Origin of the sequence: Lactococcus sp. LG1267, from assembly GCF_017309545.1 — a bacterium.
In the GTDB taxonomy this organism is placed as follows: Bacteria; Bacillota; Bacilli; order Lactobacillales; family Streptococcaceae; genus Lactococcus; species Lactococcus petauri.
The window spans coordinates 1,147,795-1,174,270 of record NZ_CP071295.1 but is presented as its reverse complement, the minus strand read 5'-3'; the positions used below and the strand labels follow the sequence as shown (position 1 = coordinate 1,174,270).

Sequence of the window (26,476 nt, the reverse complement as noted above, 5' to 3'; positions counted from 1 at the left end):
CAGAATTTTAGAAAGTTTCAAAAACAAATCAAGCTGCGTTTTGCATAAAAAAACCAGACATTCTCTCTGGAAGATGTCTGGTTTTTTTATTAATATCACTTTTATTAAGCTTGATAACGTTTTTCACCATCAAGATAAGTTGCAACAAGCTCAAGGTGTTCATCAAGAACGATAAAGTCTGCATCTAAACCTTCTTTAATTTGACCACAAACATCATCAATCTTCGTAGATTTAGCAGCATTCAAAGAAGCCATTTTTACAGCTTCAGCTGGTGTTGCAATTTGCCAATCTACAACATTTTTCACTGCATCTTTAAGCAAAAGAATAGAGCCAGCGAGATTTCCCCCTTCTTTCAAACGTGCGGCACCATCTTTAACGATTACTGGGAATTCGCCAAGGTAATACTCACCATCGCTTAATCCAGCAGCGCGCATTGAGTCTGTAATTAATACGACATGGTCTGTACCTTTTTCGCGCATCAAAATCTGACATGCTTCTGGACGTACGTGGAAGCCATCACAAATCAATTCTGCATAAGTGTTTGGTAAGTTGAAGACCGCTCCAACCATACCAGGCTCACGGTGATTAAGACCGCGCATACCATTAAAAGCATGTACCCACATTGAAGCACCAGCTTGAACAGCTTCTACAGCATCGGCATAAGTCGCATTTGAGTGACCAAGGGCGATTGTAAAGCCATGTTCCACTGCTTCTTTCACAAAGGAAGTTGAACCTTCACGTTCTGGTGCAATCCCAATTTTGATTGGCAAACCTTTGGCTGCTTCACCATATTCAGCAAGTTCGCTATATGAAGGGTCGCGCATGTACTTAGGATTTTGAGCACCTTTAAATTCTTCCGTGAAGTAAGGACCTTCAAAGAAGAGACCACGGATTTTAGCGCCAGCTGCTTTATCTACATTTGAACCAATTTCATCAGCGACTTCCAACAATTCTTCATGACTTGCAGTCACAGCTGTTGGGAAGAAACTTGTAACACCTGCTGCTAAAAGTCCTTCACTCATTGTTTGGACGATACCTTCGATTTTACGGTCATTAGTGTCTGCTCCACCAAAACCGTGAATGTGTGTGTCTACCAGACCAGGAGCAATGGATTGACCTGAATAATCTAGAATATCAGCTCCAGCTGGAGCATCTGCTGTCCACTTTCCAAATTTGCCGTCTGTGATTTGCAGGAAACCACCTGTTTTCACTTCATAAGGATAGAAAAATTTGTCTGCTTTAATATAGTAAGTCATAAAAGGGTTCCTCCGATACTTTGTATTCTCCAACATTTTAACACTCGGTACTAAAAAAGTCAAGAATTGGTATATATCAATACTTGACTTTTTGCTTATTTTTTATTAGAAAGTTCGAGCAATTTTTGCTTAATTTCATCTTCCATTTTGACCAATTCTTGCTCAGTTTGCTGACGTTTTTGACGTCCGTCAGATTGGATGCGCATAGTTTCTTGAATTGTATCGATAAGATTTTGTTGTGTAACTTTTAATGTTTCCACATCAATAAGTCCACGTTCATTTTCTTCAGCTGCTTCAATCGTTGAAGATTTAAGCATTTCAGAATTCTTACGTAGAAGATCATTGGTTGTTTCTGAAACAATACGTTGACTCGCTAGAGCATCTTTTTGCTTCAATAGAGTTAAGGCAATTGCGACTTGGTTTTTCCACAAAGGAATCGCTGTGTTGATTGAGGTTTGAATTTTTTCTGCAAGCTCTTGGTTTGTATTTTGAATCAAACGGATCTGTGGAGCTTGCTGAATCGTTAATTGACGCGCCAAACGCAAGTCGTGCGCCCGTTTATCTAAACGATTTTTATAAGCTTCAAGATCGCTTACCTTTTGAACTGCTAAAGCCCCATCATCACCAGCACCTTGAGCTTCTTGACGTGCTGCTGGTAGGACTTCTTGTTCTAGCTCTTCAATCTTAAATTCCGCTCCTGCAATGTAAACATTAAGAGCTTTAAAATAGTTGAGATTTTCATCATAAAGCTTATCAAGCATCTCATTGTCTTGAAGAAGCCCTTGTTGCTCATTATTAAGTTTTGCCGAAATTTTATCAATTCCAGCACCAATTTTTTGATACTTTTGAGTAACTTCAAAGATTGATTTTTTAACTTTTCCAAACATTTTTTGGAAAACACTTTTGTTTTCATCAACAAGTTCATTAGGATTTGCTTGTTGGAGATTGTACATCAAATCAGTCAAAGAGCCACCGACATCTCCTAAATCTTGCGCCTGTACTTTATCCAAAACACTTTGTGAAAAAGCTGAAATCTTATCTTGCGCATTTGCCCCATAAGCAATCACAGACTGTGAGCTATTCTCATCGAGTTGTTTAGCCAGTTCCTTCGCTTTTTCACGCTCTTCTGGACTTAAAGCATCTATCGCGCGCAAAGAAGCTCTTTGGTGCATATCAACAAGTTCTGTCTTTTGAGTTTCAGACAGCGCTTCTGCTTCTTTCACGACTTTATCACCATTAATTAATTCATCTAAAATAGGGTTTTCCATTCTCACTCCTTAATCAAACTTTACTTCATGCTTAATAACATTGACATCATCCATCAAAACTTCATGATAATTTTTCGAGATATTTGTTGCCAGTGTCTTAATCAGAAGCAGTGTTTCATCCATATCACGACTAACTTCATCAGATTTAACATATTGTTTTTGCATTTCCAGATATTTCTCTGTTAATTTTACCATATTGGGTAAATCTTTATAGAGAAAATCATTCTGTTTTGTCAATTGTGTTGGGTTTTGCACAATATGTTTGAAGAGGAGTTTACTTGCTTCAAGGCCACCTGTGACAGATTCCACAACTTGTAGCTCGTCATTTTTCTTCGTATTTGCTTCCCATTTTTCAATGTTTTCTTTAGCATCTGCTAAAGTGTCACGAAAAATTTCGATGTCACTCTCAGAAAGTCCTGCTTCTTGATAGCGTTGTATATTTTCTTTACGCGGTGGTTTTTTTGCTGTTTTATTCTTTTTATTCGATTTGTTTCTCATTAAGCTAATCAGCCAAAGTGCCACTAGTAGAATTAGAATTGTTCGTATGAATCCATGCATTCCACCCATCATCATTCCTGTCATATGCATTTTTAGCCTCCATTCTTGTTTTCCTGTTATAACAAGCTTTCTTTACTTATTTCATCAGCCAACTGGCTATACTTTAATTTTATCATATTCTGAAGGAAACTTTTCAGACTTTCGTATGATTTCTAATTTGAGATAAGAGTGCTTATCGTAAGATTATAAGCTCGATTTTTGAAGACTGAAGATATAATTTTTCGTAAGAAAAAAAAAGAGAAAAAAGTTTTTTCATTCCTTTTTCTCAAACATATCTCTTTTATACTTCTTTATTTGTGGTCTGGCTTGGTTTCTGTGTTCTTTTAGGCAGTGAAAAGTAAAGATTGAATAGTAAAACAACAGCAATTACGAGGGATACATAAGGATTGCTGTTGTAAAATATAAAATTTATTCCAATAGCAATAAGTGAAAGTAACGTGATCAATAGGTTAATATGTTTTTTTGTCATGAATTAGTGTTCCTTTTATTTTGAGAGTTCATCACACTTTAGTGAAAAAACTGAAAATTCAGCGTAAATTTTAAGAAAGAGTATCGTTCGTTTCATTCTCTTTTAAGGTTGAAAGGGCGTACTGTGAAATGCAAATAATTATTACAAAACCTATAATTTTAAGCAAAAGACTTAATGGCGCAAATAAGTACAATAAAATTATTGCTACTATTTCACAACTATAAATAATAAATTTCATGATTTTTTTCCAATCTTTTTAATAACTCTGAACACCTAGAGATGTTCTTTTTTTTATTTTATAAGGATTTTTAGGATTTGCCATTACGTAGAACTACCTCCCTAGAAAAGGAGTTAATACTTCCAATTATAACATCAATAAATGTAACTATCCTTTTTCACTCGTAGAAACATTTCAATGTGTAAAAGTGATGTACAGCACTCATATTTATTAGAACACTACTTTAATCAAGAGGTGCATGATAAAAATGTAAACCTCAAGTAAATATCTCGAAAATAATAGTTTTAAATCTTAAATTCCTTAATCTTATCAACCTTCATTCCTTCTTTATCAGTAACAAATGTCCATCTTTGTTTAAATTTTTGTTGATAATTGGGAAGACCTTTTAGTATTTGTTGAGTATCCTTATCTATTACGTAATCAACAGCCTTAAAAGATATATCTATCTCGAAAGTGTTAGATTTTTTCCAGTATAGGCGACTGAGTCCTTCGATTTCAATATTTTCTGTGTGATTTATTTTTCGCTTATCTAAGTAGCTTAACAAAGTTTTAGTATGCTTGGTATAAAGTTTTTCGCTATATAACTGCGATACTCTTGATATATCCTGTGTATTCCAAGCATCTTGAATAGATAAGAACTGTTTCTTTATGGCATTAGAAAGTTCCATATCATCAATATGAACTCCCTCAGTATATATTCCCTTAGGTTTAATAACTGCACTAATAGCTATGATAATACCAAGACCTACAAGAGAAAGCATAAGCTTTACTTTATTTGATATACCACCTTCCACACTTGATGGTGAGTTATTACTAGTGTGAATGCCTCCAGTCCCTCCATGGAAACCTCCACCACCCGTAGTTCCACCTCCATGGAAGCCCCCAGCTAATGCCAGAACATGGGGAGCAAAGATGATGAAGAAACTCATTACTAGAAGAGCAATAAATATTTTTTGTTTTTTTATCATTTTTTTATTCTAGAAGCTCAATCAGTAAAGTGATACGATACATATATAGAACCTTTATAGCTAAGAGATATCAAATCCATTTCTCTTAGCATTATAACTCATTATGAGTTGAAGCAATTTTTTATACTCAAGCTCCGGCATATCGTAGGGGATCTTAAGTGACCCTTTTCCAAATTCAAGACGATAATCAGCAAAATCAGAAAAATCGCTTTCTTTCATACCTTGTGTTCCATAAATACCTAACCAGCCCTTATTAGCCATTAGTAAAAAAAGTTGTTGTGTCGCTTTCTTGGCCTGTTTAGGGTAAAAACCTGGCATTGCATAAGAAACACGTTCTTGCACATCAGGATAGATAGTATGGACCAACTGTCGTGTAAGTCGCATTCTCGCAAGTTTTTCTTCACTTAAGTCATTATCATTAAAGTAAGCTTCAAAAGGTTGTGCTTTTTTCATTTTAATTCATTCCTTCCACAACTTCTATTTCATAAGTAATTGTTAATACTATTATTAATCCTTGACACTCATTCCACTGCCAATCCAAGTCAAGATTCCTCCAACAAAGCCTAAAAATGGAAACAATCCAAATATTCCGCCCAAGATAAAATAAAAACCTGCACGCCTAGTATCTTTTTCTGTTGAAGATTTACGGTCAACAACCCCCATAATAATCAAAATAATACTAATAATTACTGTTACACCAAACATACCTAATAATAATTGAAGATTCCAGTTCTCTGGTACGTGTCCGTGAACCCCATTAAAGTATGGATTAGTATTCCAGAAAAGTTGAAAGCCAAAAAGAGACAACACAATGAGGACACTGCCTAAAAAGGCACTCATTACTGCATTTATTAAACTCATTTTTTTATTTTCCATTTTCTCTTCCTCCTTGACTTTCTTGTTTTTCTTTTTGGCTGTGAGCACTAATTTCCTGTAAAATTAACAGTATAAATAAGGGAATCTTCTTTATAAAATTCTACTTTAGTGTCAAGATTCATTTTTTTGACGGCACATCTGTCATAATTTGTTTTACCATAAACAGATTTTGCTAATCGTTCCAGATCTTTGGTAGAAGCATTTTTGATATTTATCATAGGAGTGCTTAAAGCATCCCATGATAAACTCGAACTGTCCTTATCCTGCTGAATCTTAGCGCCTCACATCTGTGGATCGTTAATAATGTCCGTAATATTTTGTTGGCTATACATTTTGGCGCTTATATCCGTCAATGCAAAAGAACCCAACACTAATAAAAGTGGGCTGAAATAAATCAATAGGGCAGCAACTAGGATTATCAAAAGAGAGCGAATAGATACTGAAATTTTTGCACTTGTTTTTTTAATTTTAATAATATAACTCCTTATAATTTAGAGTTCAATCAGCACATTTTTAGCCTTTAAGTTATCCAGGCATTCCATCAAATAATCTACATTATGCTCTGGATAAATAGGAACAGTCAAAGACATAGTCTCCAGTGACTCATAACTTGAACAATGGTTACCACGGTACAAGGGACTTTCCCATTCCTTAGCCGGTTTGTATCCTCTTCGCTTCATTTCCTCCATAACTTGTTGATGATATTGAAATAATTTATAGGGTGAATAATCAAAAACATAATTTACAGTCGCGTGTGGCTTGCCCCAGCCTCTCCCTCTCAAAGCACAGCATTCTCTGTGCTGTCCAAGCAATTGCATCCGCGGAAGATGCTTTATTAAATCTTCGTGCCATAACCTCATCTCTCATCTCCTTTTTCCAGATTATTATTCCTCCTATTTTAGATCAATCATAAAGGTCGATTTATCCCCAGCGGAACACTTCCAAAAGGCAAAATTTCATAAAGCCTTTCAGGAATTTTTTGACTAAATTTTCTTGCATTTGGCGATAATTTTCCGTTTAAGGCAAGCAAGGTAAAGCTCACTTGAATACGTTGCACTATCTGCGGGACATAGTCACCGCTTTCTATCAAGTTTTTCGCCTTAGTCAGTACTTCCCGTTCTTGGCTCGTCAAGGATTCATCCAATATTAATCGATAAATATCGTTTAAAATCTGTTCTTCACTTGCGGATAAATTTACATTTTTCATAAGTGAACTCCTTTTGAAAAGCCTGTTTTGATTTATTTGAGCAAGGTTTTAAAAATCAGAACCACTAAAATTAAATCAATAGCCAAGCCAAGATACCATGAAACGATAAAATATGTTTTTTGTGTTTTATGTCGACAAATTTTTCCACCTAGAAATGCGCCTAAACCACCGCCCAATATCGCCTGGGAAATAAGCACCTTCTCTGGAATCCGCCACAAATGATGCTGCGCCTTGTATTTGTCAATAGCATAAAACAGAAAGACAATAATGTTCCAAATAATAAGTGCTGTTAAAATAAGAAGTCCTGTTGTTGTCATTGCTATCTTTCTGTTTTTAAATTTATTTTTAAGAAGTTTTAAATACCAATGGTTAGTCGCTTCATTCATTGGGTGATTTAAAACTTTTTATCAATTTAACTCATCTTTATGCTATTCATTATATCACTTGCTGGGCTTGAAGTCATAACAGACTATCAAATAAATGAAGCACTTAACCTCATTTATCTGTAAAATTTAACTATTTGACATTCAAAAAAACTCGGAGTATAGTTTTATCTATAGCAAAGTTAGAAAAGGGGAAATAACTTGGTATTTGAAAAAACAGTATTAAACAAAGCTCTCGCCTCTGCCTTTGATATTCCAGTAAAAGTAACTTACTGGGATGGCAAAACAGAGAAATATGGCGATGGTGAAGCTCAAGTACACATCATTTTCAATAAAAAATTCGCTTTTAGCGATTTAGCATCCATGCCTACTCTGGTTCTTGCTGAAGCTTACATGCACGATGAAATCGAAATTGAAGGAAGTATTCAAGAACTTGTCGCTTCCGCTTATCGTAAAGCAGATAGCTTTTTAACAAATCAATCAGGCTTCGGAAAATCCATTGTTGAGCTCTTGGGCAATCACTCCCAAAAGCAATCGAAAAAGGATATTCATCAGCACTATGACATTGGGAACGACTTTTACAGAAAATGGTTGGACCCAACGATGACTTATTCTTGTGCTTATTTTGAAAATGAGAATATGACACTGGAACAAGCACAAATCGCTAAAGTACATCATATCCTTGACAAGCTCAACAGTACACCTGGCGGACGTTTATTAGATATTGGTTGTGGCTGGGGAACATTGCTCTTTACCGCTGCACAAGAATACGGCTTAGAAACTGTAGGTGTTACTCTTTCTGAAGAACAATACAACTATATCGTAAATAAGGCAAAAAAACTCGGACTTGAGGATAAAGTCAAAGTCTTCCTTACAGATTATCGTGATCTAAATGAAGGAACCTTTGATTATGTAACTTCTGTGGGCATGTTTGAGCATGTGGGTAAAGAAAATTTAGAAATGTATTTCCAAAAGGTTTATGATTATCTCAAACCAAATTCTCGTGCCCTTATCCATGGAATTACTGGTCAACATCGTGGAGCAGGTGTTGATCCCTTCATCGAAAAATATATCTTCCCAGGAGGTTATATTCCAAACATTGCTGAAAATGTCGAACACATTATGACTGCAAAATTACAACTTGATGATTTGGAACCTTTACGTCGTCACTATCAAAAAACACTAGAAATCTGGAACGAAAACTACAGTAAAGTTTTTGTAGATGTTGAAAAGGAAATGGGCCGTCCCTTTGCTCGCATGTGGACGCTTTATCTTCAAGCTTGTGCCGCTAGTTTTGAATCAGGGAACATTGATGTGGTTCAATATCTTTTAACAAAAGGGCCTTCAGGTGTTGGTCTTCCAATGACTCGTCAGTATATGCTCCAACATCATTAAACGTTTATGAATATTAAAAGAAAAAAACAGTTGTCAAATACAACTGATTTTTTTTTGCACATTTATTCTTTGTGCTTTTGTTTGGAATATATAAAGGCCTTGGCAATAACAGAGATGAACATAGCCATGATACCTAAACCAACCGTAGCATAGATCATTGTAAATATTTTACCTGTTGTAGTTATCGGATATAAGCCACCGTATCCTATCGTTGTTAAGGTCATAAAACTTAAATACAAGGCATCAAGAATACTAAATTTTTCTACTGTTGAATAAAAGATAGTTCCACTCATCAAGGTTGTTGCCATTAAGAAAAACAAAGCTTTTGTATCGTCCTTTTTTAAGATAAAACTAAAGGAAGTGAATAATTTTTTGGTCGCAATTAGTAAGGATAGCACAGAAACCTTCTTTCTAAATTTATTATAAGCTTATTTCCAAATAAGAAGTTCTGACTCTGTAGTAACATCCCCAAACTTATCCGAAAAATCTTTAAAATGTACTGCACCTAACTTTGTATAAAGGCTTCTTGCATTTTCATTATTTTTAAGAATTGCAATGGTAACCGTCATTTGGGCTTCTTTTGCTTGCTGCAACACATGTGACAATAACTGAGTCCCCACCCCTTTTCTTTGAAACTTCTGGGAGATGTGAAGGGAATCAATGTACAAGTTACCTCTCTGGTCGCTACTTTCTGAGTAAGCAATGAAACCTGCAACGTTATTTTCTAACTCTTTGACGAGAATATATTGTGAGGGTTTTGCAAGAAAATGCTCCCAATTTTTCTGAAATGTATCATATTCTAAACTTTCTAAATAAGTAGGAGGCAAGATGCTTTCATATGTCGTTTGCCAATTGTCTACGTTAATATGTGCTATTTCTTCTAAATCAGAATAATGTGCCGGACGAATTCTTGTCATCTTCTTCTCCTTTTTATTTTAAATAATCTTTTTTCAAAAGCCCCATAAAATGACTGTCGTGGTAACTTCCAGCTGCAAAGAAATGTTCTTTCATTGTTCCTTCAATTTTGAACCCAACTTTTTCATAGATATGAACAGCAGGAGCATTATCAACATCAACCCAAAGATAAACTTTATGCATGTTTAATACTTTAAAAGCATATTCTAAGGCTTGGTGAAATGCTTCTTGTGCCAAGCCTCGACCAGAATACTCTTCTGTAATGATAAGCTGTATTTCACAACTACGATGGATGAAGTTGATTTCCATCAATTCTACTATGCCCGCAAATGCACCATCCACATCTACAACAAAACGACGTTCATCCATACTATGAATGTGCTTATCATATAGAGCCGTTAATTCATCTAAGGATTCGTAAGGTTCTTGAAACCATAAATGCATAGTTTTAGCTTCATTGTTGATGATATGAATATTTTTTAAGTCTGTTCTTTCTAGTGCTCTGATTTTCATTTTAGAATCTCCTTGCTTTTTATTTCCAATATCCTTCATGAACTTTTCTAGCTTTTTCCTCTACTTCTGGAAAGGGTCCGATAATCTGTATGAGCTTTTGTCCGCGATCAATAATCTGTTGCGCAGGCAAATCAAAAGTGGGATTTTGTTCATTGTCTCCTGTTAGTTCTAACAAACGTTTTTCAGTTAGAGCATAAACGATAGTTCCAATATTCCCCCAATAAATAGCTCCGGTACACATTGCACAAGGTTCCGCTGTAGTATAAAGTTTACATTGCCACAAAAATTCTTTGGAATAAAGCTTGGAAGCTTTTGCAGCCAAACTGGTTTCTGCATGTCCCGTACAAATCTGTTCTGTAATTTCAATATTTTCTTGTTCTAGGAGAATATTTCCCTTGCTATCTGTCAAAAGTGCACCAAAAGGAGTATTCCCATGATTGCGAGCATTTTGGGAAATCTCCACACAGCGTTCCAAAAGCGCAATATGTTTTTGTCTTTGCATATTCACCTTCCTTATTCCATAATAAAATAGTTAGACTTTATTATACAATGAACCCGCTGTAAATAAAAGCGTTTACTGTATTATTGACATCTTTTAAGCAAAATTTCTTTTTTGTTTTATTTTCTCACTTGGGTTTTCAGTGAATTTTAATATAGATTATGGTAAAATGAGGATGTATTGGGCTTTTATAAGCTAGGATAAATTAGTAAAGGAAAAAATATGAATCCACAAAAAATTGCCGTGCTCGGCCCTGGATCATGGGGAACTGCTCTTTCTCAAGTTCTTAATGACAATGGACATGAAGTTCGTATTTGGGGAAACAATGTTGACCAAATTGCTGAAATTAATGAAAAGCATACCAACGAACGTTACTTCAAAGGGATCACTTTAAATCAGAAAATTTCTGCTTATACCGATCTCGAATTTGCCTTGTCTGATGTTGATGCTATTCTTTTCGTTGTTCCAACAAAAGTCACACGTTTGGTTGCTCAACAAGTCGCAAAAGTTCTTAAACATAAAGTGACAGTTATGCATGCATCTAAGGGGCTCGAACAAGGGACCCATGAACGTATTTCTTCAATACTCGAAGAAGAGATTCCAGAAGAATACCGAAGCGAAATTGTTGTGGTTTCTGGTCCTTCGCATGCCGAAGAAACAATTCGACGTGATATTACCTTAATCTCTGCTGCTTCAAATGATTTAGAGACGGCTAAATATGCCCAAGAAATTTTTTCTAACGATTATTTCCGACTCTATACCAATACGGATGTTATTGGTGTAGAAACAGCGGGTGCTTTGAAAAATATTATTGCAGTCGGTGCTGGGGCTTTACATGGTCTTGGTTTTGGTGATAATGCTAAAGCAGCAATTATCACGCGTGGCTTAGCAGAAATTACCCGTTTAGGTGTTGCTATGGGCGCTCAACCACTTACTTATAGCGGCTTGTCTGGTGTAGGTGACTTGATTGTTACGGGTACATCGATTCACTCACGCAATTGGCGAGCAGGTGATGCTCTCGGTCGAGGTGAGAAGCTTGCGGATATCGAAGCAAATATGGGAATGGTTATCGAAGGTGTTTCAACAACCAAAGCCGCTTACGAACTCGCACAAAGTATGCATATCGATATGCCCATCACTGAGACAATCTACAAGGTGCTTTATGAAAATATGGATGCCCGTGAAGGCATCTTAGACATTATGCGCCGTGAAACACGTACCGAAAACGAATTCAGTATCTAAATCAAAAGGAGCTAATTTTTAAAATGATTAAAACAAACCCAAAACAAAAAGTAAGAAAAGCAATTATTCCCGCAGCCGGTCTGGGTACACGTTTCTTGCCTGCTACTAAAGCCCTTGCCAAAGAAATGTTACCTATCGTTGATAAACCAACGATTCAATTTATCGTTGAAGAAGCCTTAAAATCAGGAATTGAAGATATCTTAATCGTTACAGGTAAAGCTAAACGTCCTATTGAAGACCACTTTGACTCAAACATTGAGTTGGAACAAAACCTTAAAGAAAAAGGTAAAACAGAGCTTTTAAAATTAGTTGAAGAAACAACAGATATCAATCTTCACTTTATACGTCAAAGCCACCCAATGGGGCTTGGACATGCAGTTCTTCAAGCAAAAGCCTTTGTTGGCGATGAACCATTTGTTGTTATGCTTGGTGACGATCTTATGAACATCATGGGGGATGGTACACCACTCACAAAAGAATTAATTTCTGACTATGAGAAAACACACGCTTCAACAATCGCTGTAATGAAAGTTCCACATGACGATGTGGACAAATATGGTGTTATTGCTCCAGAAGGTGAAGTTTCTAAAGGTCTTTACAATGTTGCAGAATTCGTCGAAAAACCTGCTGTTGAGGATGCTCCTTCTGATTTGGCTATCATCGGCCGCTACCTCTTAACTCCAGAAATTTTCCAAGTTTTAGAAAAACAAAAACCTGGTGCAGGTAACGAAATCCAATTGACGGATGCGATTGAAACTTTAAATAAAACACAACGCGTTTTTGCACACGAGTTCACTGGCAAACGCTATGATGTCGGCGATAAATTTGGTTTCGTTGAAACAACTATCGAATATGGTCTCAATCATCCACAAATCAAGGATGAATTACATGATTACATCATCGCTAAAGCAGAAGAACTTTTAAAATCTGAAAGCAAAACTGAAAAATAATTCAAGGCTGTCCAGCGTTTGCTTGGGCAGCTCTTCTTATCCCCTTTTTCCTTGTAAGAACAAATCATTCCGAACTTCTTATTTTGCCTAAATTATGCTATCATGGAGGGGATGAAATTTTTCAAAGAAATCAAGATTAAAGCTCTGGATATTATCATTATTCTTGCCTTATTTTGTGCTTCTTTTTCTGTTTTTTTTCTCCTGCCTCACAATAGCTCTGGGACAAAGGCCCAATTACGTGTGCAAGGGAAAGTGATTAAAACATTTGATTTAAGCAAAAATCAGCGCTGGACTTATCGCTCTGAGGATGGGGATTACAATGAAATAGAGGTAAAGGATGGAGCGATTGCTGTTGTTAAGGCTTCTTGTCGCGATCAAATTGATGTGCAACGTGGCTTTATTTCAAAAGTTAACGATACTATCGTTTGTTTACCTCATGATTTAGTCATTCAAATCATTGGAGATCAATCAGAATCTGGAGTGGATTATAGCGGATGAATGTAAAAGAAAATATTTATATAGCACTTCTCACTGCAGTAGCTGTTGTTATGGGCATTTTTGAAAGCTGGATTCCCTCCTTCTTCGCTTTTGCTCCGGGAGCCAAAATTGGCCTAGCTAATCTGGTAATGATTATTGCCATTTTCACCTTAGATTGGCGAAAAGTTTGGACAATGCAGGTCTTGCGCTTGCTAATTACTGCCTTATTCACAGGTGTTTCTGTGGTTATCTACTCTGCGGCAGGAGCTATTTTAAGCCTCTTAGCCATGTACCTCATGAAGCAATTAGGACCCAAATGGGTCTCTCTCATTGGTATTTCTGTTGTCGGAGGCTTCTTTCATAATCTCGGACAACTGCTTGTTGCTTCGCTTATTACAGGTACAAGCTCCGTAATGCTTTATTTACCATGGCTCTCTTTTTTCGGTATGCTCGCTGGTTTTGCCATCGGTGTTGGTGGCAACCAAATCATTCAGCGTGTAGCACCAATACAGTTATTATTTATTAAAGAAAGTAAAAAATGGACGTAAAAAATACAATTTGGTCAGAATATCCAAAATTAGAATCTTCCTTAGTCAAAGTTCAAAAGCTGATGAAGCAACAGGTTGGCATCAAAAATAAAGAAATCAAGTCAGCCATTTTTGACCTGTTTGATGCAGGTGGAAAAATGCTACGTCCGGCTTATTTATTAATGTTTGCTGATTTTACTGCTATGGATAATAAAAGTAAAATCGCACTTGCTGCAAGCGTCGAAATGCTGCACACTGCAACGCTTATTCACGACGATATTGTTGACCAAGCAGATACACGTCGCGGTGTCGAGACTCTCTCGAAAAAATACGATCCGTCAATTGCTGTTTATGCTGGCGATTATCTCTTTGTAACTGTTTTTAAACTTTTGTCAAAATATTCTTTTGATTTGCCAAATTTAACAAAAAACATCGGATCTATTGAACGCCTTTTAGGCGGAGAACTTGGACAACTCAACAAACATTTTGATTTTGAGCAAATGCTCGATGACTATATTCAAAATATTTCTGGAAAAACTGGCGAACTTTTTGCTATGTCATCCTCAATCGCTCCTTTAATTATGCAAGATGTTCACTTATCTGAACTCTCCTATAATATTGGGATGGACATTGGAATTGCCTTCCAAATTATGGATGACTATCTTGATTATGCTAGCGACAGTCAAACCCTGGGAAAACCTGTACATGAAGACATCAAGCAAGGTATCTTTTCTGCACCCGTTCTTTTTGCTTTAGAAATCGATCATCGTCATGTGAAATCTTTGATTCAAAAAGAACAATTTGAAGAAGTTTACAGCTTCATTCAAAGCTCTGGAGCGCTGACTAAAACTAAAGAGTTGGCCCAATATTATACTAATCAAGCTCTCAATCTAATTAATAAACTCCCTGAGGGCCAAACACGTGATAACATTAGCAGTGTTACAAGAAAACTTTTGGAACGGAATTTATAATGAACCCTGAAGAATTTTATGCGCAACTTGAAACTTTTGACCTTTTCTTAAATGATCAACAAAAAGAACAATTTGAACGCTATTTTGAGCTTCTCGTTGAGTGGAATGAAAAAATTAACCTTACGGCAATTACAGAGAAAAAAGAAGTCTTTCTCAAGCATTTCTATGATTCAATTGCACCGATTCTCTATAAGCTCATTAAAAATGAGCCCTTAAAAATCCTTGATATTGGCGCCGGGGCAGGCTTTCCTAGTTTACCAATGAAGATTATTTTCCCAGAGCTACAAGTAACTATTATTGATTCGCTTAACAAGCGCATCAACTTCTTGTCTCTTTTATCAAAAGAGTTGCACTTAGAGAAAGTGACTTTATTGCACGGTCGCGCTGAGGATTTTGGACAAAATCCTCTCTACCGCGCTCAATTTGATATTGTTACAGCACGCGCAGTTGCGCGTCTCAGTGTACTCTCTGAACTCACTATTCCTTTTCTTAAGAAAAATGGCCATCTCTTGTCACTCAAAGCGGCTAAATTTGATGAAGAACTTTCGGATGCTAAACATGCAATTGCCGTCTTAGGAAGTAAATTTATCGAACAGATTGATTATCAACTTCCAAATGGTGATGAGCGACACATTGCTATTATCGAAAAGAAAAAAGAAACGCCGAAAAAGTACCCACGAAAAGCGGGAACGCCCAATAAAAAGCCACTTTAAAAAGCTCTGGTTCATTCAGAGCTTTTTCTTTATTATGCACGCCCATTCCATTCATTTTTAATAGTTTGATAGGCTTGAATTGGATTTTCAGCACGCGTAATTGGACGGCCAACAACAATATAATCCGATCCGATATTGCGTGCTTCTTCTGGTGTCATCACTCGTTTTTGATCTCCCTTGGCTGTGCCTGCAGGACGAATACCTGGTGTCAAACAGATGAAATCTGGACGTGTGACACTTTTAATCTTTTGAACCTCATGAGCTGAACATACAACACCATCTAAACCAGCCTCATCTGTGCATTTAGCATAGTGTAGAACTGATTCTTCCAAACTTGTCATAATCATTTGATCATGGTGCATACTTTCTTGGCTAGTGGAAGTCAGCTGAGTGACAGCAATCAAATCTGCAACCTTTTCTCCAGCAGGTGTTCCAGCTATCAAACCTTCTTTAGCTTGCTGCATCATCTCAATCCCTCCAGCAGCATGAACATTAATCATATCTATTCCTAAACGGGCTAGACCTTTCATGGCTGAGCCAACTGTATTTGGAATATCATGGAGTTTCAAATCTAAGAAGACATCATGACCTTGAAATTTAAGGAAGTCTACAACAACAGGCCCTTCTTGATAGAGGAGCTCCATTCCCACTTTTACATAGAGTTTTTCGTGATCATCAAAGCGCAGTAAAAAATTTTTTACGTCGCGTAAGCTGGGGAAGTCAAGGGCTACCATTGGTCTTGATTCATGCATTTTCTTTTTTCTCCTTTTTTACTTCTTTACGTAATTCTTCTAAACTTTCAATCCCATACTTATCCATAAGTTCAGGAAGTTCATTAATAATTTTCGGACACACATAGGGATCGGAAAAGTTTGCTGTCCCTACTGCAACCGCACTTGCACCAGCCAGATAAAATTCAAGAACATCTTGAGCAGTCATTACACCGCCCATTCCGATAATCGGTAATTCCACTGCTTGTGCCACTTGGTGAACCAATTTTAAAGCTACTGGTTTAATCGCCGGCCCTGAGAGACCACCTGTAATGTTGGCTAAAATCGGTTTACGAGTCTGCAGATCATAACGCATTCCCATTAAAGTATTAATCATCGTAATCCCATCAGCTCCTGCTGCTTCTACGGCCTGAGCGATTTCTACGATATCCGTCACATTTGGCGAGAGCTTGACATAAAGTGGGACATCCGCTACCTCCTTACAAGCCTTGACCAAATCATAAGCAACTTTCGGATCTGTACCAAATGCTTGCCCGCCATGCTTCACATTAGGACAAGAAATATTGAGTTCAATAGCTTTAACATTTGGTGCTGTCCCTATTTTATCGCAAACAGCTACATAATCATATAGTTCAGAACCGGCTACGTTAGCAATAATAGGTAGCTCAGGAAAGTTTTCATACAGCCAAGGCAATTTATCTGAGAGTACTGCATCTAGACCAGGATTTTGCAGACCAATCGCATTAAGCATGCCGGCACTTGTTTCTGCAACACGTGGCGTTGGATTACCATAACGTGGTTTAAGGGTTGTGGCCTTAATCATTATGGAACCCAGTTGATTTAAATCATAATATCGTGCATAGTCCTCGCCAAAACCGAAACAGCCTGAAGCAGGCATAATTGGATTTTTTAGATTCAATCCAGGAAGTTCCACTGCAAGTCGATTCATTATATTACTACTCCATTTCCTTTAAATACCGGCCCGTCTTGACATACTTTTAAAGCATGTTCTGGGTCTTTTTTATCTGGGACAACACAAGCATAACATGCACCAATTCCACAAGCCATACGTGCTTCCATTGACAAATACAAGCGCTCTAAAGTTTCAAACCTTGTTGCTACGGTTTTTAACATCATTGGTGCACCACAAGCGTAGACCACATCTACCTCTTGTTCAAGCTGATTGAATAAATGCCCAACATGTCCTCGAGAACCATAAGAACCATTATCTGTAGCTACTTTTACCTCAATATTAGGGAGCTGCGCGAACTGCTCTTCAAGAATCTTGACTTCCTCACGTGCAAATCCGAGCAAAACCGTAATATTGCAGCCTTTTTTACTAAGCTGCTTCGCTAACTCGTACAGCGGAGGAACACCTATTCCTCCACCTACTATAAGGACTTGATCATTTTCTGTTACTTCATCAACTGGAAATCCTTTACCTAAAGGACCAAGAATATCCACTGATTGTCCTGCAACCATTTTTGACAAAAGGTGGGTTCCCGTGGTTTTATCACCTCGACGATAGAGTAATGTACACGTTTTTTCCTGCTTATTCCAACTCGAAATCGAAATTGGCCGCCGTAAAAGTAATTCTTGACTGGGAACTTTTAATTGCAAAAACTGTCCTGCCATCTCCATATCATCTACCAAATCGCCTTGCAACACCAACTCAAAAATATCTTCAGCAACTTCTTTCTGACTGACAATAAGCATCTCTTCTTGAAGCTTCATTGCTCCTCCTTTTTATAAAACGAATCCATTAGCCAAAGCGTTTTGCAGGTCAAGAGTTCTTTATCTACAATGAACCCGCATATTAAAGCAGAAATAATAACTAATGCTTTACAACTCGCTTTGCTCCTTGCGTATTATCATTCTAATCTGCTAAAGCAGAAAGAATGACTGATGGTTCACAACTCGCTTCGCTCCCTGCGTATTATCATTCTAATCTGCTAAAGCAGAAAGAATGACTGATGGTTCACAACTCGCTTTGCTCCTTGCGTATTATCATTCTAATCTGCTAAAGCAGAAAGAATGATAATAAAAACACCTGCAGAGAGGCTGCAGGTGTACAAAAGCGTCTATCATCCTTTTCTCATACTTAAAAGTACGCGAAATAAAGGGGATATAATTTATCGTATCCTTGCTAGCCTCTCTGGACTAAGTTAAAGGTTTTAAAGTATTATAACTTAAATTAAGAGGAATTACAAGAATCAATAAATCCTACTCAAGTTGTAAAAAAATCCTTTCTTTATATGGTATAATGAAAGCGTGTAATTTAAATAAAGACAGGAGAAAAATATGGGTATCATTAAAGCAGCGACAAGTAGCATCGGAGGAACGTTAGCCGATCAATGGCTTGAAGTCATCGAACCAGAAGATATGTCCGATCAAACTGTTATGACCAAAGGTGTTATGGTGCGCAAGGACGATAAACGTGGCAGCAATCGTAAAGGAACTTCTGATGTCATTACAGATGGATCTGTCGTGCATGTCTATCCTAATATGATGATGCTCCTTGTTGACGGCGGTAAAATCATTGACTATACCGCAGAAGAAGGTTATTATACGGTCAAAAATGATACTGCACCTTCTATGTTTAACGGTGGACTTAAAGAATCTGTTCAAGAAGCCTTCTTTCGTTTTAAATTTGGTGGTGTGACACCTCAAAAACAAGAAGTTTACTATATTAATCTTCAAGAAATTAAAGGCATTAAGTTTGGAACAGCTACGCCTTTACAATACTTTGATAACTTCTATAATGCGGAACTCTTTCTCCGTACACATGGAACATATTCGCTAAGAATTACAGATCCTATCTTGTTCTATGCTAATGCCATTCCAAAAAATCAAACACAAGTTGAAATCTCAGATATCAATGAACAATATCTCCAAGAATTTTTAACAGCATTGAATACGTCAATCAACCTCTACTCAGCACAAGGTGAGCGCGTTTCTTTCCTCCCTTCAAAATCTGTTGAACTTTCAAAATATATGGCGGATACACTTGACGAAGAATGGCGCAAACTTCGTGGAATCGAAGTGGTCGCTGTTGCTGTAAGCTCAATCAGTTACACAGATGACAGCCAAAAACTAATCAATATGCGTAACCAAGGTGCAATGCTAGGTGATCCAAGTGTACGTGAAGGCTATATGCAAGGCGCTGTGGCGCGCGGTATTGAAGCAGCTGGAAGCAACACTGGTGGAGCCATGCAAGCCTTTATGGGAATGGGCATGGGAATGAACCAAGCGGGAGATGTGCTTGGTCAGGCCAGTGCCTCAAATCAAGCCCAAATGGCTCAACAGGAAAAGGCAGCGACAAAATCGGAAGACACGTGGACTTGTTCAGCTTGTGGTACAGAAAATGCAGGAAAATTCTGTTCAAACTGTGGTGAGAAAAAACCTGAAGTGCAAGCTAACTTAAAGATCGAAATGGCTTGCTCAGCTTGTAATGCAGTCGTTAATTTAGCTAATGGTGGTCCAAAATTCTGTCCAGAATGTGGACAACCTTTTGTTGCTAAACCTTTATAAAAATCAGAAAAGAGGTAAATTATGAGCCAGTCGAAGGTTCTCACCCATCTCTGTCCTAATTGTGGCGGTCCCCTCTTATTTGATCCTAAAAGTCAAAAGTTTCATTGCCAGTACTGCTTATCTACCTTTACGGAAGAGGAAGTTACTGCCTTTGAAGCCAAACAAAAAGACAAGGGAATTCCAGAAGAAAGTATTCCAGATGTTCCTTTAGAAACTGATGAGGCAGAAACACCGATTGATGATCAGGTTGGACTCTTTGTTTGTCCTTCATGTGGTGCGGAAATTGTGACAGATGCAACTACTGCTTCTACTTTCTGCTATTATTGTCACAATCCTGTCGTTCTTTCAGAACGTCTCTCTGGGAAATTTCTCCCAGAAAAAGTTCTACCTTTCCAGATTGAACAGAAGGATGCTGAAAAAGCTTTCCTCGACTGGGTAGGGAAAAAGAGATTTGTCCCGAAAGATTTCTTTGATAAAAAACAAATCAAGCAACTTCAAGGTGTTTATTTCCCTTATTGGGTTGTTGGTGCAGATTTAGAAGGACAATTGCAAGCACGTGCCAATAGGATACGGGTCTGGATTGTTGGAGATTTAGAATACACAGAAACTAAGCAATACCAAATCTTCCGAGAAGGAAACAGCAACTTTCAAGATTTAGTAAAAAATGCCTTGAAAAAAAATGAACCTGAAAAAATGGTTGGTGCTGTTCAACCCTTCGATTTATCCAAAGCGGTATCTTTTAAAAATCAGTATCTCTCCGGTTTTTTAACTGAAAAAAGAGATATTGAGTATGCAGAAATCAAGGAACGCGTAGATAGCGAATTACGTCAGTATTCCGAAGCGCTCATGCGCGACACAATTCAAGGCTACACTGCTGTAACCAGTGTTCAATCTCAACAAAGCATTAAAAATTTGGAAAGTGATTATGTGCTTTTACCACTCTGGCTCGTGACTTATCGTCAAAAAAATAGTGATAAACTTTTCTATTATGCAATGAATGGTCAAACAGGTAAAACTGCTGGTATCCTTCCTGTGGATAAACTGAAAGTCGCTCTGGTGGCACTTCTTATTTTCATCACTGTACTCATACTTGGCGTGACTGTGGGGTGGTTTGTCTCATGAAAAAGAAACGAATACTTTTAACACTATTTTTTACAGTAATTACACTCTGTACATTGTTTGCTTTTGCTAAAGATACTTCTGCACAGCAGGTAGGTATTGACGATCAGGCTGCTCTTTTGAGTGGCACAACACAATCCCTTGAGCAAGAAGCTCAACTGCTTGCAAACCAGACCAAAGCTGGAGTTTTTGTAGTTACAACCATGGACGATACTGAATCGCCCAAAGAGTTAGCAGTCAATTATTTAGCACAAAAAGTCGGGCAAGGGAACAACGGTATTGTCTTGGTAATTAATATGTCACAGCGGAAACTTTATATCTGGGCAACAGGAAACTTGAAGTATTACATTACCTCTTCTCGGATTGAGTCGATTTTAGATGTTGTGCAACCTCAATTGTCCGATGGGAATTATCCACAAGCCATAGAGAATTTTTATGCACAAGTGACGCATTATTATGAACAGGGGATACCTGGCGGACGAAAATATACGGTTGACCCGCAAACGGGAGCCGTTACTTTTCATCGTTCCTTCCGTCCTGCTTATATTCTAATTGCAGTTATTCTTGCACTCATCTCCGCTGGTGCCTTTGTTACTGTTCTGGTCTCTCGCTATCAATTAAAGATGGGCGCACACTGGAATTATGGTTATCAAGAGAATGGAAAATTAAACTTATCCAAACAAAGCGATACGTTGGTCAACTCCTTCATTACTACTCGCCGTATTCCTAGAAATAATAACTCTAGTGGAGGCGGCTTCTCTGGTGGCGGAGGTTCTGGCGGTGGACGGAGTTTTTAATAAAACAAAAAGAGCAAATGCTCTTTTTTTATTTTATTATCTTATACTTTCCTGAAGGAAGATTCCCCAATTCATAATTTCCAATCTTTGTACGGATTAAACGTAATGTTGGAAAACCAACATTGGCTGTCATTCGACGCACTTGACGATTTTTTCCTTCTTTGATAGAGATTTCGACCCAGCTTGTGGGTATTGATTTTCGCTCACGAATCGGTGGCGTTCTCTCCCAAAGCCACTCTGGTTCTGAAACTCGTCTAACTTTCGCCGGAAGTGTTTTACCATCTTTAAGCAAAACACCTGCACGGAGTTTTTGAGCTGCTGACTCAGTGAATTCTCCCTCGACCTGTACAAGATAAGTCTTATAAGACTTGGACTTTGGGTCAGTAAGCTTATGATTTAACTTTCCATCATCTGTCAGTAAAAGTAAGCCTTCACTGTCTTTATCTAAGCGTCCTGCAGCATATACATTAGGAACATCAATATAATCTTTCAATGTTTTACGATTTTCAGTATCCGTAAATTTTGTGAGTACGTCAAAGGGTTTATTAAATAGTAATATCATCTCCTCTATTGTACCAAAAGTGGTCCAGCTTCGCACCTGCCATAAAGAAAATGTCACATAAAAAAAGCAGTACCAGTCTGCTTTTTTTGTTTAAATAACATTCATGGTAAATGAGCGGCTCTCCATCACACGGAGGATAGCTTCTGCTGTGTCTAAAGCTGTAAAGAGTGGAATACCACGACTAATTGCTTCCTGACGTATGAGAAAACCATCCGTTTCTTGTGTTGATACGCGTTTGCTGCCCATTGTATTGACAATAGCTTGAACACGCCCCATACGAATGTCATCAATAACTGTATCCTCAGTAGATTCCGTCACTTTACCGACCTCTCGAACATAAAGCCCTGCAGTTTTTAGGTATTGTGCAGTTCCTGAAGTCGCTACTAGTGAATAACCAATATCAGCAAAACGTTTTGCCATCTCTAAGGTTTCTGCTTTATCTTCATCGGCCACTGTAAAGAGAATTGACCCATGGTCAGCCATGTGCAGTTTTGCAGCTTCAAAAGATTTATAAAGCGCCTTTTCTAAGGTTGTATCTGATCCCATCACTTCCCCCGTTGATTTCATCTCTGGACCAAGGAGGCTATCAACTTTTGCCAATTTGCTAAAGCTGAAGACTGGAGCTTTGATGTGGACCAGTTCAGATTCTGGGGCAAGACCTGATGTGTAACCAAGTTCTGCTAGTGTTTTCCCTAAAATCATCTGTGTGGCAAGTTGTGCCATCGGAATTCCTGTAACTTTTGATAGGAAAGGAACCGTACGCGAAGCTCGTGGGTTAACTTCAATAACATAGACTTTTTGCTCGTGGATAACGAACTGAATATTCATCATACCGATGCAGTTTAAGCCTTCTGCCAATCGTTTAGTATAATCCACGATTGTCTCAATAATTTCAGGACTGAAGGTTTGTGGTGGATAAACAGCCATTGAGTCTCCCGAGTGAACCCCCGCACGTTCAATATGCTCCATAATTCCTGGCAACAAAACATCTTTTCCATCACAAATAGCATCTACTTCACACTCTTGTCCAGTCAAATAGCTGTCTACTAATACTGGGTGTTCTGGCGAAGCCTTGACTGCACGGTTCATATAATTACGCAAATCTGCTTCATTATCAATAATTTCCATAGCACGTCCACCTAAGACAAAGGATGGGCGTAGCAGGACAGGATAACCAATTTTTTCAGCATTGGCAACTGCTTCTTCTTCATTTGTGGCTGTTGCTCCCGGTGGTTGTGGAATATCCAAGTCGGACAAAGCCTTTTCAAAGGAATCTCGGTCTTCTGCACGTTCAAGGTCTGCTACTTGTGTTCCTAAGATACTTACGCCAGCTTTTTCCAAAGGTTCCGCTAGATTAATCGCTGTCTGCCCACCAAACTGAACGATTACACCTTTGGGTTCCTCTAAATCGATAATGTTCATGACATCTTCGAAAGTCAAAGGTTCAAAGTAGAGTTTATCCGAAATTGAAAAATCAGTAGAAACCGTCTCAGGATTGCTGTTGACGATAATTGCTTCATAGCCTAAAGCTTGGATTGCTTTAACTGAATGAACAGTCGCATAGTCAAACTCCACGCCTTGACCGATACGGATTGGACCTGAACCTAGAACAAGGATTTTTTCCTTTTCAGATTTGACAGACTCGTTCTCCCATGCGTAAGACGAGTAGAAATATGGCGTACTACTTTCAAACTCAGCAGCACAAGTATCTACCATTTTGTAGACTGGCAGAATTTCACCATCTTTGCGACGCCGACGTACTTCGGACTCTGTCACATTCCAAAGACGAGCAATCTCTTTATCCGAAAAACCATTTTTCTTGGCTGTTTTCAAAATTTCTGGATCAAAAACATTAAGTTCTAACTCTTTTTCAATCTCAACGATATGGAGTAATTTATCTAGGAAGAAAATGTCAATCTTACTTAAAGCCGCAATTTCCTCAATCGGAATACCACGGCGAATCGCTTCTGAAATATAGAAGAGACGGTCATCCTGTGCTTTAATAATTTTTTCGTACAGGAACTCTTCTGTGACTTCTTCAGCACCTTCTAAACGGTTGTGGCTCACACCTATCTCCAATGAACGTACTGCCTTGAGTAAGCTTTCTTCGATGTTGCGTCCGATAGCCATTACCTCTCCAGTCGCTTTCATTTGTGTCCCGAGATTACGATCACCATTTTCAAATTTATCAAAGGGGAAGCGGGCAATTTTAGAGACAACGTAGTCAAGTGCTGGCTCAAACATAGCATAAGTCGTGTTTGTTACCGGATTGATAATTTCATCTAATGTCATTCCGACTGCAATTTTGGCCGACATCTTAGCAATCGGATAACCTGTCGCTTTAGAAGCTAAGGCAGAGGAGCGTGAGACACGGGGATTTACTTCAATCACATAATATTTATAAGAATGTGGATCCAAAGCAAGCTGAACATTACATCCTCCTTCGATTTTCAAAGCACGAATGATTTTTAATGAAGCATCACGAAGCATTTGGTATTCAACATCTGACAAGGTTTGACTAGGCGCGAACACAATCGAATCTCCTGTATGTATACCTACGGGATCAAAGTTTTCCATGTTGCAGACCACAATCGCATTATCTGCCGAGTCACGCATCACTTCGTACTCTATTTCTTTATATCCGGCTATTGATTTTTCAATCAAACATTGTGTCACTGGAGAAAGTTTTAATCCATTGGCAACTACCTCACGAAGTTCTGTTTCGTTGTTGCAAATTCCGCCGCCTGTTCCCCCCATCGTAAAGGCTGGACGGACAATGATTGGGTAGCCAATCTCTTTTGCTTGATTAACTGCCTCCTCAACCGTTGTGGCAATTTCAGATTCGCACAAAGGCTCTCCAATACTTTCACAGAGTTCTTTAAATAATTCACGGTCTTCTGCTCGGTCAATGGCAGTTAATTTTGTACCTAAAAGTTCAACCGAAAGTTCTTTCAAAATACCGCTTTCCGCCAATTCCATCGCCATATTTAGCCCTGTTTGACCACCTAAGGTTGGCAAGAGGGCATCTGGTCTTTCTTTGCGAAGGATTTTGCTGACAAACTCAAGCGTAATCGGCTCAATATAAACTTTATCAGCAATTTCACGGTCAGTCATAATCGTTGCTGGATTTGAATTGACCAAAATAACTTGATAACCTTCTTCTTTGAGCGCTAAGCAGGCTTGAGTACCAGCATAGTCAAATTCAGCAGCCTGACCAATAACAATCGGTCCTGAACCGATAATCATAATCTTCTTAATATCCGTACGTTTTGGCATAGTATCCCCATTTCTAAAATTCCAAAGCAGCTGTGAGATAAACTTTGTACTACTCTCTGACAGACATTTTTCTCATTTCCTAGGAATTTTAAGAAAAAAGCACCTGCCAGAAAAAGCAAGTGCAAAGAAGATAGAGTATTCCCTTTTTATTCAAAAAGATTTAATATTCATGTTCACAACCTTGCTAGCCTCTCTGGACCAGTTTAAAAGTTTTATCTTTAGTAGAATATCATTTTCTAAAGATGCAGTCAAATGAAAACTTTGAGAGATCTCTTACTTGAGAGATTTCAGTGAAAAAAACTTGTATCAAAAAACAGTAATAAGATTTACATTAAATAGAAAGCGCCTTCTATTTAATAAATAAAAAAAGAAAAAAGTTCTTTTCTTTTTGAAAGAGTATTCTATCACCCCTCTATAAACACAGCATAAACCCTTTATTTTAAACAAAACATGCTATTTTTAAAATTAATTATAAATTTACAATTAAATTTTTATAATAATACTCTTGACACTTTCCGTAAAAATGTTATAATTAATTCATAAGTAAATTAGAAATAAATAAGATTTTCGACAAGGGGGATAATATGATAAAAATTTATACAGTTGCTGGTTGCAGCTCAAGCCAAAAAGCAAAAAAATGGCTCGTTGATAACGGTGTAGATTTTCAAGAAATAAATCTTCTTACAGATGATATTAAGAAAGAAGACTTTCTTGAAATTCTTGCTTTGACTGAAAATGGTACGGAGGAAATTATTTCCAAAAGAAGCCGTGCATATCAGAGTTTATCATTAGACCTTGAGCGATTTTCTTTAAATACTCTGGTTACAATCATGAAAGAGAACCGTTCCATTTTACGTCGTCCGCTTATTTTGGATGACAAGCGCCTTCAGATTGGTTACAATGACGATGATATCCGAAAATTTCTCCCACGTCCTGTTCGTGAGGTAAGATTGAGCGATATTAGTCGTAAAGTACGTGATATTGTATTAGAACGTGACTTCCATATTCATGCGAGTTAATAAAAAACCAAGACCT

The 26,476-nt window shown here is 37.7% G+C and carries 30 protein-coding genes; 11 read left to right on the top strand and 19 right to left on the bottom strand.

Going from position 1 to position 26,476, the window contains the following annotated elements:
* Positions 1 to 104 precede the first annotated feature (104 nt).
* The 10 genes from nagA to J0J33_RS05795 all read right to left on the bottom strand — a co-directional run bounded on the left by nagA (position 105) and on the right by J0J33_RS05795 (position 7,157).
* Positions 105 to 1,256, bottom strand: coding sequence for an N-acetylglucosamine-6-phosphate deacetylase (nagA, locus tag J0J33_RS05840; RefSeq protein WP_019291627.1), 1,152 nt, complete (start codon positions 1,254 to 1,256; stop codon positions 105 to 107).
* Between the two features lie 95 nt (positions 1,257 to 1,351).
* On the bottom strand, positions 1,352 to 2,524 hold the full coding sequence (locus J0J33_RS05835) for a toxic anion resistance protein (RefSeq protein ID WP_206921610.1): 1,173 nt from the start codon (positions 2,522 to 2,524) through the stop codon (positions 1,352 to 1,354).
* 9 nt (positions 2,525 to 2,533) lie between these two features.
* Positions 2,534 to 3,112, bottom strand: coding sequence for a 5-bromo-4-chloroindolyl phosphate hydrolysis family protein (locus tag J0J33_RS05830; RefSeq protein WP_206888522.1), 579 nt, complete (start codon positions 3,110 to 3,112; stop codon positions 2,534 to 2,536).
* Between the two features lie 961 nt (positions 3,113 to 4,073).
* The gene (locus J0J33_RS05825) at positions 4,074 to 4,757 is read right to left on the bottom strand and encodes a TIM44-like domain-containing protein (RefSeq protein ID WP_019291630.1); all 684 of its coding nucleotides are present in this window, start codon (positions 4,755 to 4,757) and stop codon (positions 4,074 to 4,076) included.
* A 60-nt stretch (positions 4,758 to 4,817) separates the two neighbouring features.
* On the bottom strand, positions 4,818 to 5,210 hold the full coding sequence (locus tag J0J33_RS05820) for a hypothetical protein (RefSeq protein ID WP_206888519.1): 393 nt from the start codon (positions 5,208 to 5,210) through the stop codon (positions 4,818 to 4,820).
* 54 nt (positions 5,211 to 5,264) lie between these two features.
* The gene (locus J0J33_RS05815) at positions 5,265 to 5,633 is read right to left on the bottom strand and encodes a hypothetical protein (protein ID WP_207781712.1); all 369 of its coding nucleotides are present in this window, start codon (positions 5,631 to 5,633) and stop codon (positions 5,265 to 5,267) included.
* A gap of 47 nt (positions 5,634 to 5,680) precedes the next feature.
* The gene (locus J0J33_RS10775) at positions 5,681 to 5,851 is read right to left on the bottom strand and encodes a hypothetical protein (RefSeq protein WP_242526912.1); all 171 of its coding nucleotides are present in this window, start codon (positions 5,849 to 5,851) and stop codon (positions 5,681 to 5,683) included.
* A 273-nt stretch (positions 5,852 to 6,124) separates the two neighbouring features.
* Positions 6,125 to 6,493, bottom strand: coding sequence for a TIGR02328 family protein (locus J0J33_RS05805; protein WP_165719488.1), 369 nt, complete (start codon positions 6,491 to 6,493; stop codon positions 6,125 to 6,127).
* 47 nt (positions 6,494 to 6,540) lie between these two features.
* On the bottom strand, positions 6,541 to 6,840 hold the full coding sequence (locus J0J33_RS05800; protein ID WP_019293716.1) for a bacteriocin immunity protein: 300 nt from the start codon (positions 6,838 to 6,840) through the stop codon (positions 6,541 to 6,543).
* 32 nt (positions 6,841 to 6,872) lie between these two features.
* A complete protein-coding gene (locus J0J33_RS05795; protein WP_029343287.1) occupies positions 6,873 to 7,157 on the bottom strand; it encodes a DUF1294 domain-containing protein in 285 nt (94 codons plus the stop codon).
* A 267-nt stretch (positions 7,158 to 7,424) separates the two neighbouring features.
* Here J0J33_RS05795 and J0J33_RS05790 point away from each other — a divergent pair, with 267 nt between their 5' ends.
* Positions 7,425 to 8,618 carry a cyclopropane-fatty-acyl-phospholipid synthase family protein gene (locus J0J33_RS05790; RefSeq protein ID WP_019293718.1) on the top strand — a complete coding sequence of 398 codons (1,194 nt, stop codon included), beginning with the start codon at positions 7,425 to 7,427 and terminating at the stop codon, positions 8,616 to 8,618.
* Positions 8,619 to 8,680: 62 nt separating this feature from the next.
* Here J0J33_RS05790 and J0J33_RS05785 read toward each other — a convergent pair whose 3' ends face one another.
* Genes J0J33_RS05785 through J0J33_RS05770 form a run of 4 tightly spaced genes read right to left on the bottom strand, consistent with a single transcriptional unit; the run spans position 8,681 to position 10,548 of the window.
* Positions 8,681 to 9,016, bottom strand: a complete 336-nt coding sequence (locus J0J33_RS05785) for a potassium channel family protein (RefSeq protein ID WP_206888515.1) — start codon at positions 9,014 to 9,016, stop codon at positions 8,681 to 8,683.
* 30 nt (positions 9,017 to 9,046) lie between these two features.
* Positions 9,047 to 9,535, bottom strand: coding sequence for a GNAT family N-acetyltransferase (locus tag J0J33_RS05780; RefSeq protein ID WP_019293720.1), 489 nt, complete (start codon positions 9,533 to 9,535; stop codon positions 9,047 to 9,049).
* Positions 9,536 to 9,548: 13 nt separating this feature from the next.
* Positions 9,549 to 10,046 carry a GNAT family N-acetyltransferase gene (locus tag J0J33_RS05775; protein WP_086582126.1) on the bottom strand — a complete coding sequence of 166 codons (498 nt, stop codon included), beginning with the start codon at positions 10,044 to 10,046 and terminating at the stop codon, positions 9,549 to 9,551.
* Between the two features lie 19 nt (positions 10,047 to 10,065).
* A complete protein-coding gene (locus J0J33_RS05770; RefSeq protein ID WP_019291641.1) occupies positions 10,066 to 10,548 on the bottom strand; it encodes a nucleoside deaminase in 483 nt (160 codons plus the stop codon).
* Positions 10,549 to 10,767: 219 nt separating this feature from the next.
* Between J0J33_RS05770 and J0J33_RS05765 the strand changes: the two genes are divergently transcribed.
* The 6 genes from J0J33_RS05765 (at position 10,768) to rsmG (ending at position 15,425) form a co-directional block, all read left to right on the top strand.
* Entirely contained in the window at positions 10,768 to 11,787 is a 1,020-nt protein-coding gene (locus tag J0J33_RS05765; RefSeq protein ID WP_019291642.1) for an NAD(P)H-dependent glycerol-3-phosphate dehydrogenase, read from the top strand.
* A 23-nt stretch (positions 11,788 to 11,810) separates the two neighbouring features.
* Positions 11,811 to 12,737 (top strand): UTP--glucose-1-phosphate uridylyltransferase GalU, encoded by a 927-nt coding sequence (gene galU / locus J0J33_RS05760; protein WP_019291643.1) that lies wholly within the window; start codon positions 11,811 to 11,813, stop codon positions 12,735 to 12,737.
* Between the two features lie 102 nt (positions 12,738 to 12,839).
* The gene (locus tag J0J33_RS05755; RefSeq protein WP_004258398.1) at positions 12,840 to 13,235 is read left to right on the top strand and encodes a NusG domain II-containing protein; all 396 of its coding nucleotides are present in this window, start codon (positions 12,840 to 12,842) and stop codon (positions 13,233 to 13,235) included.
* Positions 13,232 to 13,762, top strand: a complete 531-nt coding sequence (locus J0J33_RS05750) for a Gx transporter family protein (protein ID WP_014025081.1) — start codon at positions 13,232 to 13,234, stop codon at positions 13,760 to 13,762. The genes J0J33_RS05755 and J0J33_RS05750 overlap by 4 nt, the downstream gene beginning before the upstream one ends.
* Positions 13,753 to 14,712: a polyprenyl synthetase family protein gene (locus tag J0J33_RS05745; RefSeq protein ID WP_206888508.1), complete on the top strand. Its 960-nt coding sequence runs from the start codon at positions 13,753 to 13,755 to the stop codon at positions 14,710 to 14,712. Before J0J33_RS05750 ends, J0J33_RS05745 begins: the two co-directional genes overlap by 10 nt.
* A complete protein-coding gene (gene rsmG, locus J0J33_RS05740; protein WP_206888505.1) occupies positions 14,712 to 15,425 on the top strand; it encodes a 16S rRNA (guanine(527)-N(7))-methyltransferase RsmG in 714 nt (237 codons plus the stop codon). Before J0J33_RS05745 ends, rsmG begins: the two co-directional genes overlap by 1 nt.
* 32 nt (positions 15,426 to 15,457) lie before the next feature.
* On the opposite strand, the gene pyrF is transcribed toward rsmG, so the two are convergent.
* The 3 genes from pyrF to J0J33_RS05725 are packed head-to-tail and all read right to left on the bottom strand — an operon-like array spanning position 15,458 to position 17,890.
* On the bottom strand, positions 15,458 to 16,177 hold the full coding sequence (pyrF, locus tag J0J33_RS05735; RefSeq protein ID WP_019291647.1) for an orotidine-5'-phosphate decarboxylase: 720 nt from the start codon (positions 16,175 to 16,177) through the stop codon (positions 15,458 to 15,460).
* Complete coding sequence (locus J0J33_RS05730) at positions 16,170 to 17,105, bottom strand: dihydroorotate dehydrogenase (protein ID WP_206888502.1); 936 nt, start codon at positions 17,103 to 17,105, stop codon at positions 16,170 to 16,172. The genes pyrF and J0J33_RS05730 overlap by 8 nt, the downstream gene beginning before the upstream one ends.
* On the bottom strand, positions 17,105 to 17,890 hold the full coding sequence (locus J0J33_RS05725; protein WP_206921609.1) for a dihydroorotate dehydrogenase electron transfer subunit: 786 nt from the start codon (positions 17,888 to 17,890) through the stop codon (positions 17,105 to 17,107). The genes J0J33_RS05730 and J0J33_RS05725 overlap by 1 nt, the downstream gene beginning before the upstream one ends.
* 567 nt (positions 17,891 to 18,457) lie before the next feature.
* On the opposite strand from J0J33_RS05725, the gene J0J33_RS05720 reads away from it, so the two are divergent.
* Genes J0J33_RS05720 through J0J33_RS05710 form a run of 3 tightly spaced genes read left to right on the top strand, consistent with a single transcriptional unit; the run spans position 18,458 to position 21,603 of the window.
* The gene (locus tag J0J33_RS05720) at positions 18,458 to 19,687 is read left to right on the top strand and encodes an SPFH domain-containing protein (RefSeq protein WP_206888499.1); all 1,230 of its coding nucleotides are present in this window, start codon (positions 18,458 to 18,460) and stop codon (positions 19,685 to 19,687) included.
* Between the two features lie 21 nt (positions 19,688 to 19,708).
* The gene (locus tag J0J33_RS05715) at positions 19,709 to 20,809 is read left to right on the top strand and encodes a TFIIB-type zinc ribbon-containing protein (protein ID WP_165719486.1); all 1,101 of its coding nucleotides are present in this window, start codon (positions 19,709 to 19,711) and stop codon (positions 20,807 to 20,809) included.
* Complete coding sequence (locus J0J33_RS05710) at positions 20,806 to 21,603, top strand: YgcG family protein (protein ID WP_206888497.1); 798 nt, start codon at positions 20,806 to 20,808, stop codon at positions 21,601 to 21,603. The genes J0J33_RS05715 and J0J33_RS05710 overlap by 4 nt, the downstream gene beginning before the upstream one ends.
* A gap of 28 nt (positions 21,604 to 21,631) precedes the next feature.
* Here the strand turns inward: J0J33_RS05710 and J0J33_RS05705 are convergent, their stop codons facing one another.
* Together J0J33_RS05705 and carB are read right to left on the bottom strand one after the other, a co-directional pair.
* Entirely contained in the window at positions 21,632 to 22,165 is a 534-nt protein-coding gene (locus J0J33_RS05705) for an rRNA large subunit pseudouridine synthase E (RefSeq protein WP_019291653.1), read from the bottom strand.
* Between the two features lie 90 nt (positions 22,166 to 22,255).
* A complete protein-coding gene (gene carB / locus J0J33_RS05700) occupies positions 22,256 to 25,441 on the bottom strand; it encodes a carbamoyl-phosphate synthase large subunit (protein ID WP_019335315.1) in 3,186 nt (1,061 codons plus the stop codon).
* Positions 25,442 to 26,025: 584 nt separating this feature from the next.
* Between carB and J0J33_RS05695 the strand changes: the two genes are divergently transcribed.
* Complete coding sequence (locus J0J33_RS05695) at positions 26,026 to 26,460, top strand: Spx/MgsR family RNA polymerase-binding regulatory protein (protein WP_019291655.1); 435 nt, start codon at positions 26,026 to 26,028, stop codon at positions 26,458 to 26,460.
* Positions 26,461 to 26,476 lie beyond the last annotated feature (16 nt).

Bases quoted from the DNA above. Each gene is read 5' to 3' on its own strand.
- nagA (WP_019291627.1), bottom strand. From the start codon at position 1,256: ATGACTTACTATATTAAAGCAGACAAATTTTTCTATCCTTATGAAGTG.
- J0J33_RS05835 (WP_206921610.1), bottom strand. From the start codon at position 2,524: ATGGAAAACCCTATTTTAGATGAATTAATTAATGGTGATAAAGTCGTG.
- J0J33_RS05830 (WP_206888522.1), bottom strand. From the start codon at position 3,112: ATGCATATGACAGGAATGATGATGGGTGGAATGCATGGATTCATACGA.
- J0J33_RS05825 (WP_019291630.1), bottom strand. From the start codon at position 4,757: ATGATAAAAAAACAAAAAATATTTATTGCTCTTCTAGTAATGAGTTTC.
- J0J33_RS05820 (WP_206888519.1), bottom strand. From the start codon at position 5,210: ATGAAAAAAGCACAACCTTTTGAAGCTTACTTTAATGATAATGACTTA.
- J0J33_RS05815 (WP_207781712.1), bottom strand. From the start codon at position 5,633: ATGGAAAATAAAAAAATGAGTTTAATAAATGCAGTAATGAGTGCCTTT.
- J0J33_RS10775 (WP_242526912.1), bottom strand. From the start codon at position 5,851: ATGATAAATATCAAAAATGCTTCTACCAAAGATCTGGAACGATTAGCA.
- J0J33_RS05805 (WP_165719488.1), bottom strand. From the start codon at position 6,493: ATGAGGTTATGGCACGAAGATTTAATAAAGCATCTTCCGCGGATGCAA.
- J0J33_RS05800 (WP_019293716.1), bottom strand. From the start codon at position 6,840: ATGAAAAATGTAAATTTATCCGCAAGTGAAGAACAGATTTTAAACGAT.
- J0J33_RS05795 (WP_029343287.1), bottom strand. From the start codon at position 7,157: ATGACAACAACAGGACTTCTTATTTTAACAGCACTTATTATTTGGAAC.
- J0J33_RS05780 (WP_019293720.1), bottom strand. From the start codon at position 9,535: ATGACAAGAATTCGTCCGGCACATTATTCTGATTTAGAAGAAATAGCA.
- J0J33_RS05775 (WP_086582126.1), bottom strand. From the start codon at position 10,046: ATGAAAATCAGAGCACTAGAAAGAACAGACTTAAAAAATATTCATATC.
- J0J33_RS05770 (WP_019291641.1), bottom strand. From the start codon at position 10,548: ATGCAAAGACAAAAACATATTGCGCTTTTGGAACGCTGTGTGGAGATT.
- J0J33_RS05765 (WP_019291642.1), top strand. From the start codon at position 10,768: ATGAATCCACAAAAAATTGCCGTGCTCGGCCCTGGATCATGGGGAACT.
- galU (WP_019291643.1), top strand. From the start codon at position 11,811: ATGATTAAAACAAACCCAAAACAAAAAGTAAGAAAAGCAATTATTCCC.
- J0J33_RS05755 (WP_004258398.1), top strand. From the start codon at position 12,840: ATGGAGGGGATGAAATTTTTCAAAGAAATCAAGATTAAAGCTCTGGAT.
- J0J33_RS05750 (WP_014025081.1), top strand. From the start codon at position 13,232: ATGAATGTAAAAGAAAATATTTATATAGCACTTCTCACTGCAGTAGCT.
- J0J33_RS05745 (WP_206888508.1), top strand. From the start codon at position 13,753: ATGGACGTAAAAAATACAATTTGGTCAGAATATCCAAAATTAGAATCT.
- rsmG (WP_206888505.1), top strand. From the start codon at position 14,712: ATGAACCCTGAAGAATTTTATGCGCAACTTGAAACTTTTGACCTTTTC.
- pyrF (WP_019291647.1), bottom strand. From the start codon at position 16,177: ATGCATGAATCAAGACCAATGGTAGCCCTTGACTTCCCCAGCTTACGC.
- J0J33_RS05730 (WP_206888502.1), bottom strand. From the start codon at position 17,105: ATGAATCGACTTGCAGTGGAACTTCCTGGATTGAATCTAAAAAATCCA.
- J0J33_RS05725 (WP_206921609.1), bottom strand. From the start codon at position 17,890: ATGAAGCTTCAAGAAGAGATGCTTATTGTCAGTCAGAAAGAAGTTGCT.
- J0J33_RS05720 (WP_206888499.1), top strand. From the start codon at position 18,458: ATGGGTATCATTAAAGCAGCGACAAGTAGCATCGGAGGAACGTTAGCC.
- J0J33_RS05715 (WP_165719486.1), top strand. From the start codon at position 19,709: ATGAGCCAGTCGAAGGTTCTCACCCATCTCTGTCCTAATTGTGGCGGT.
- J0J33_RS05710 (WP_206888497.1), top strand. From the start codon at position 20,806: ATGAAAAAGAAACGAATACTTTTAACACTATTTTTTACAGTAATTACA.
- J0J33_RS05705 (WP_019291653.1), bottom strand. From the start codon at position 22,165: ATGATATTACTATTTAATAAACCCTTTGACGTACTCACAAAATTTACG.
- carB (WP_019335315.1), bottom strand. From the start codon at position 25,441: ATGCCAAAACGTACGGATATTAAGAAGATTATGATTATCGGTTCAGGA.
- J0J33_RS05695 (WP_019291655.1), top strand. From the start codon at position 26,026: ATGATAAAAATTTATACAGTTGCTGGTTGCAGCTCAAGCCAAAAAGCA.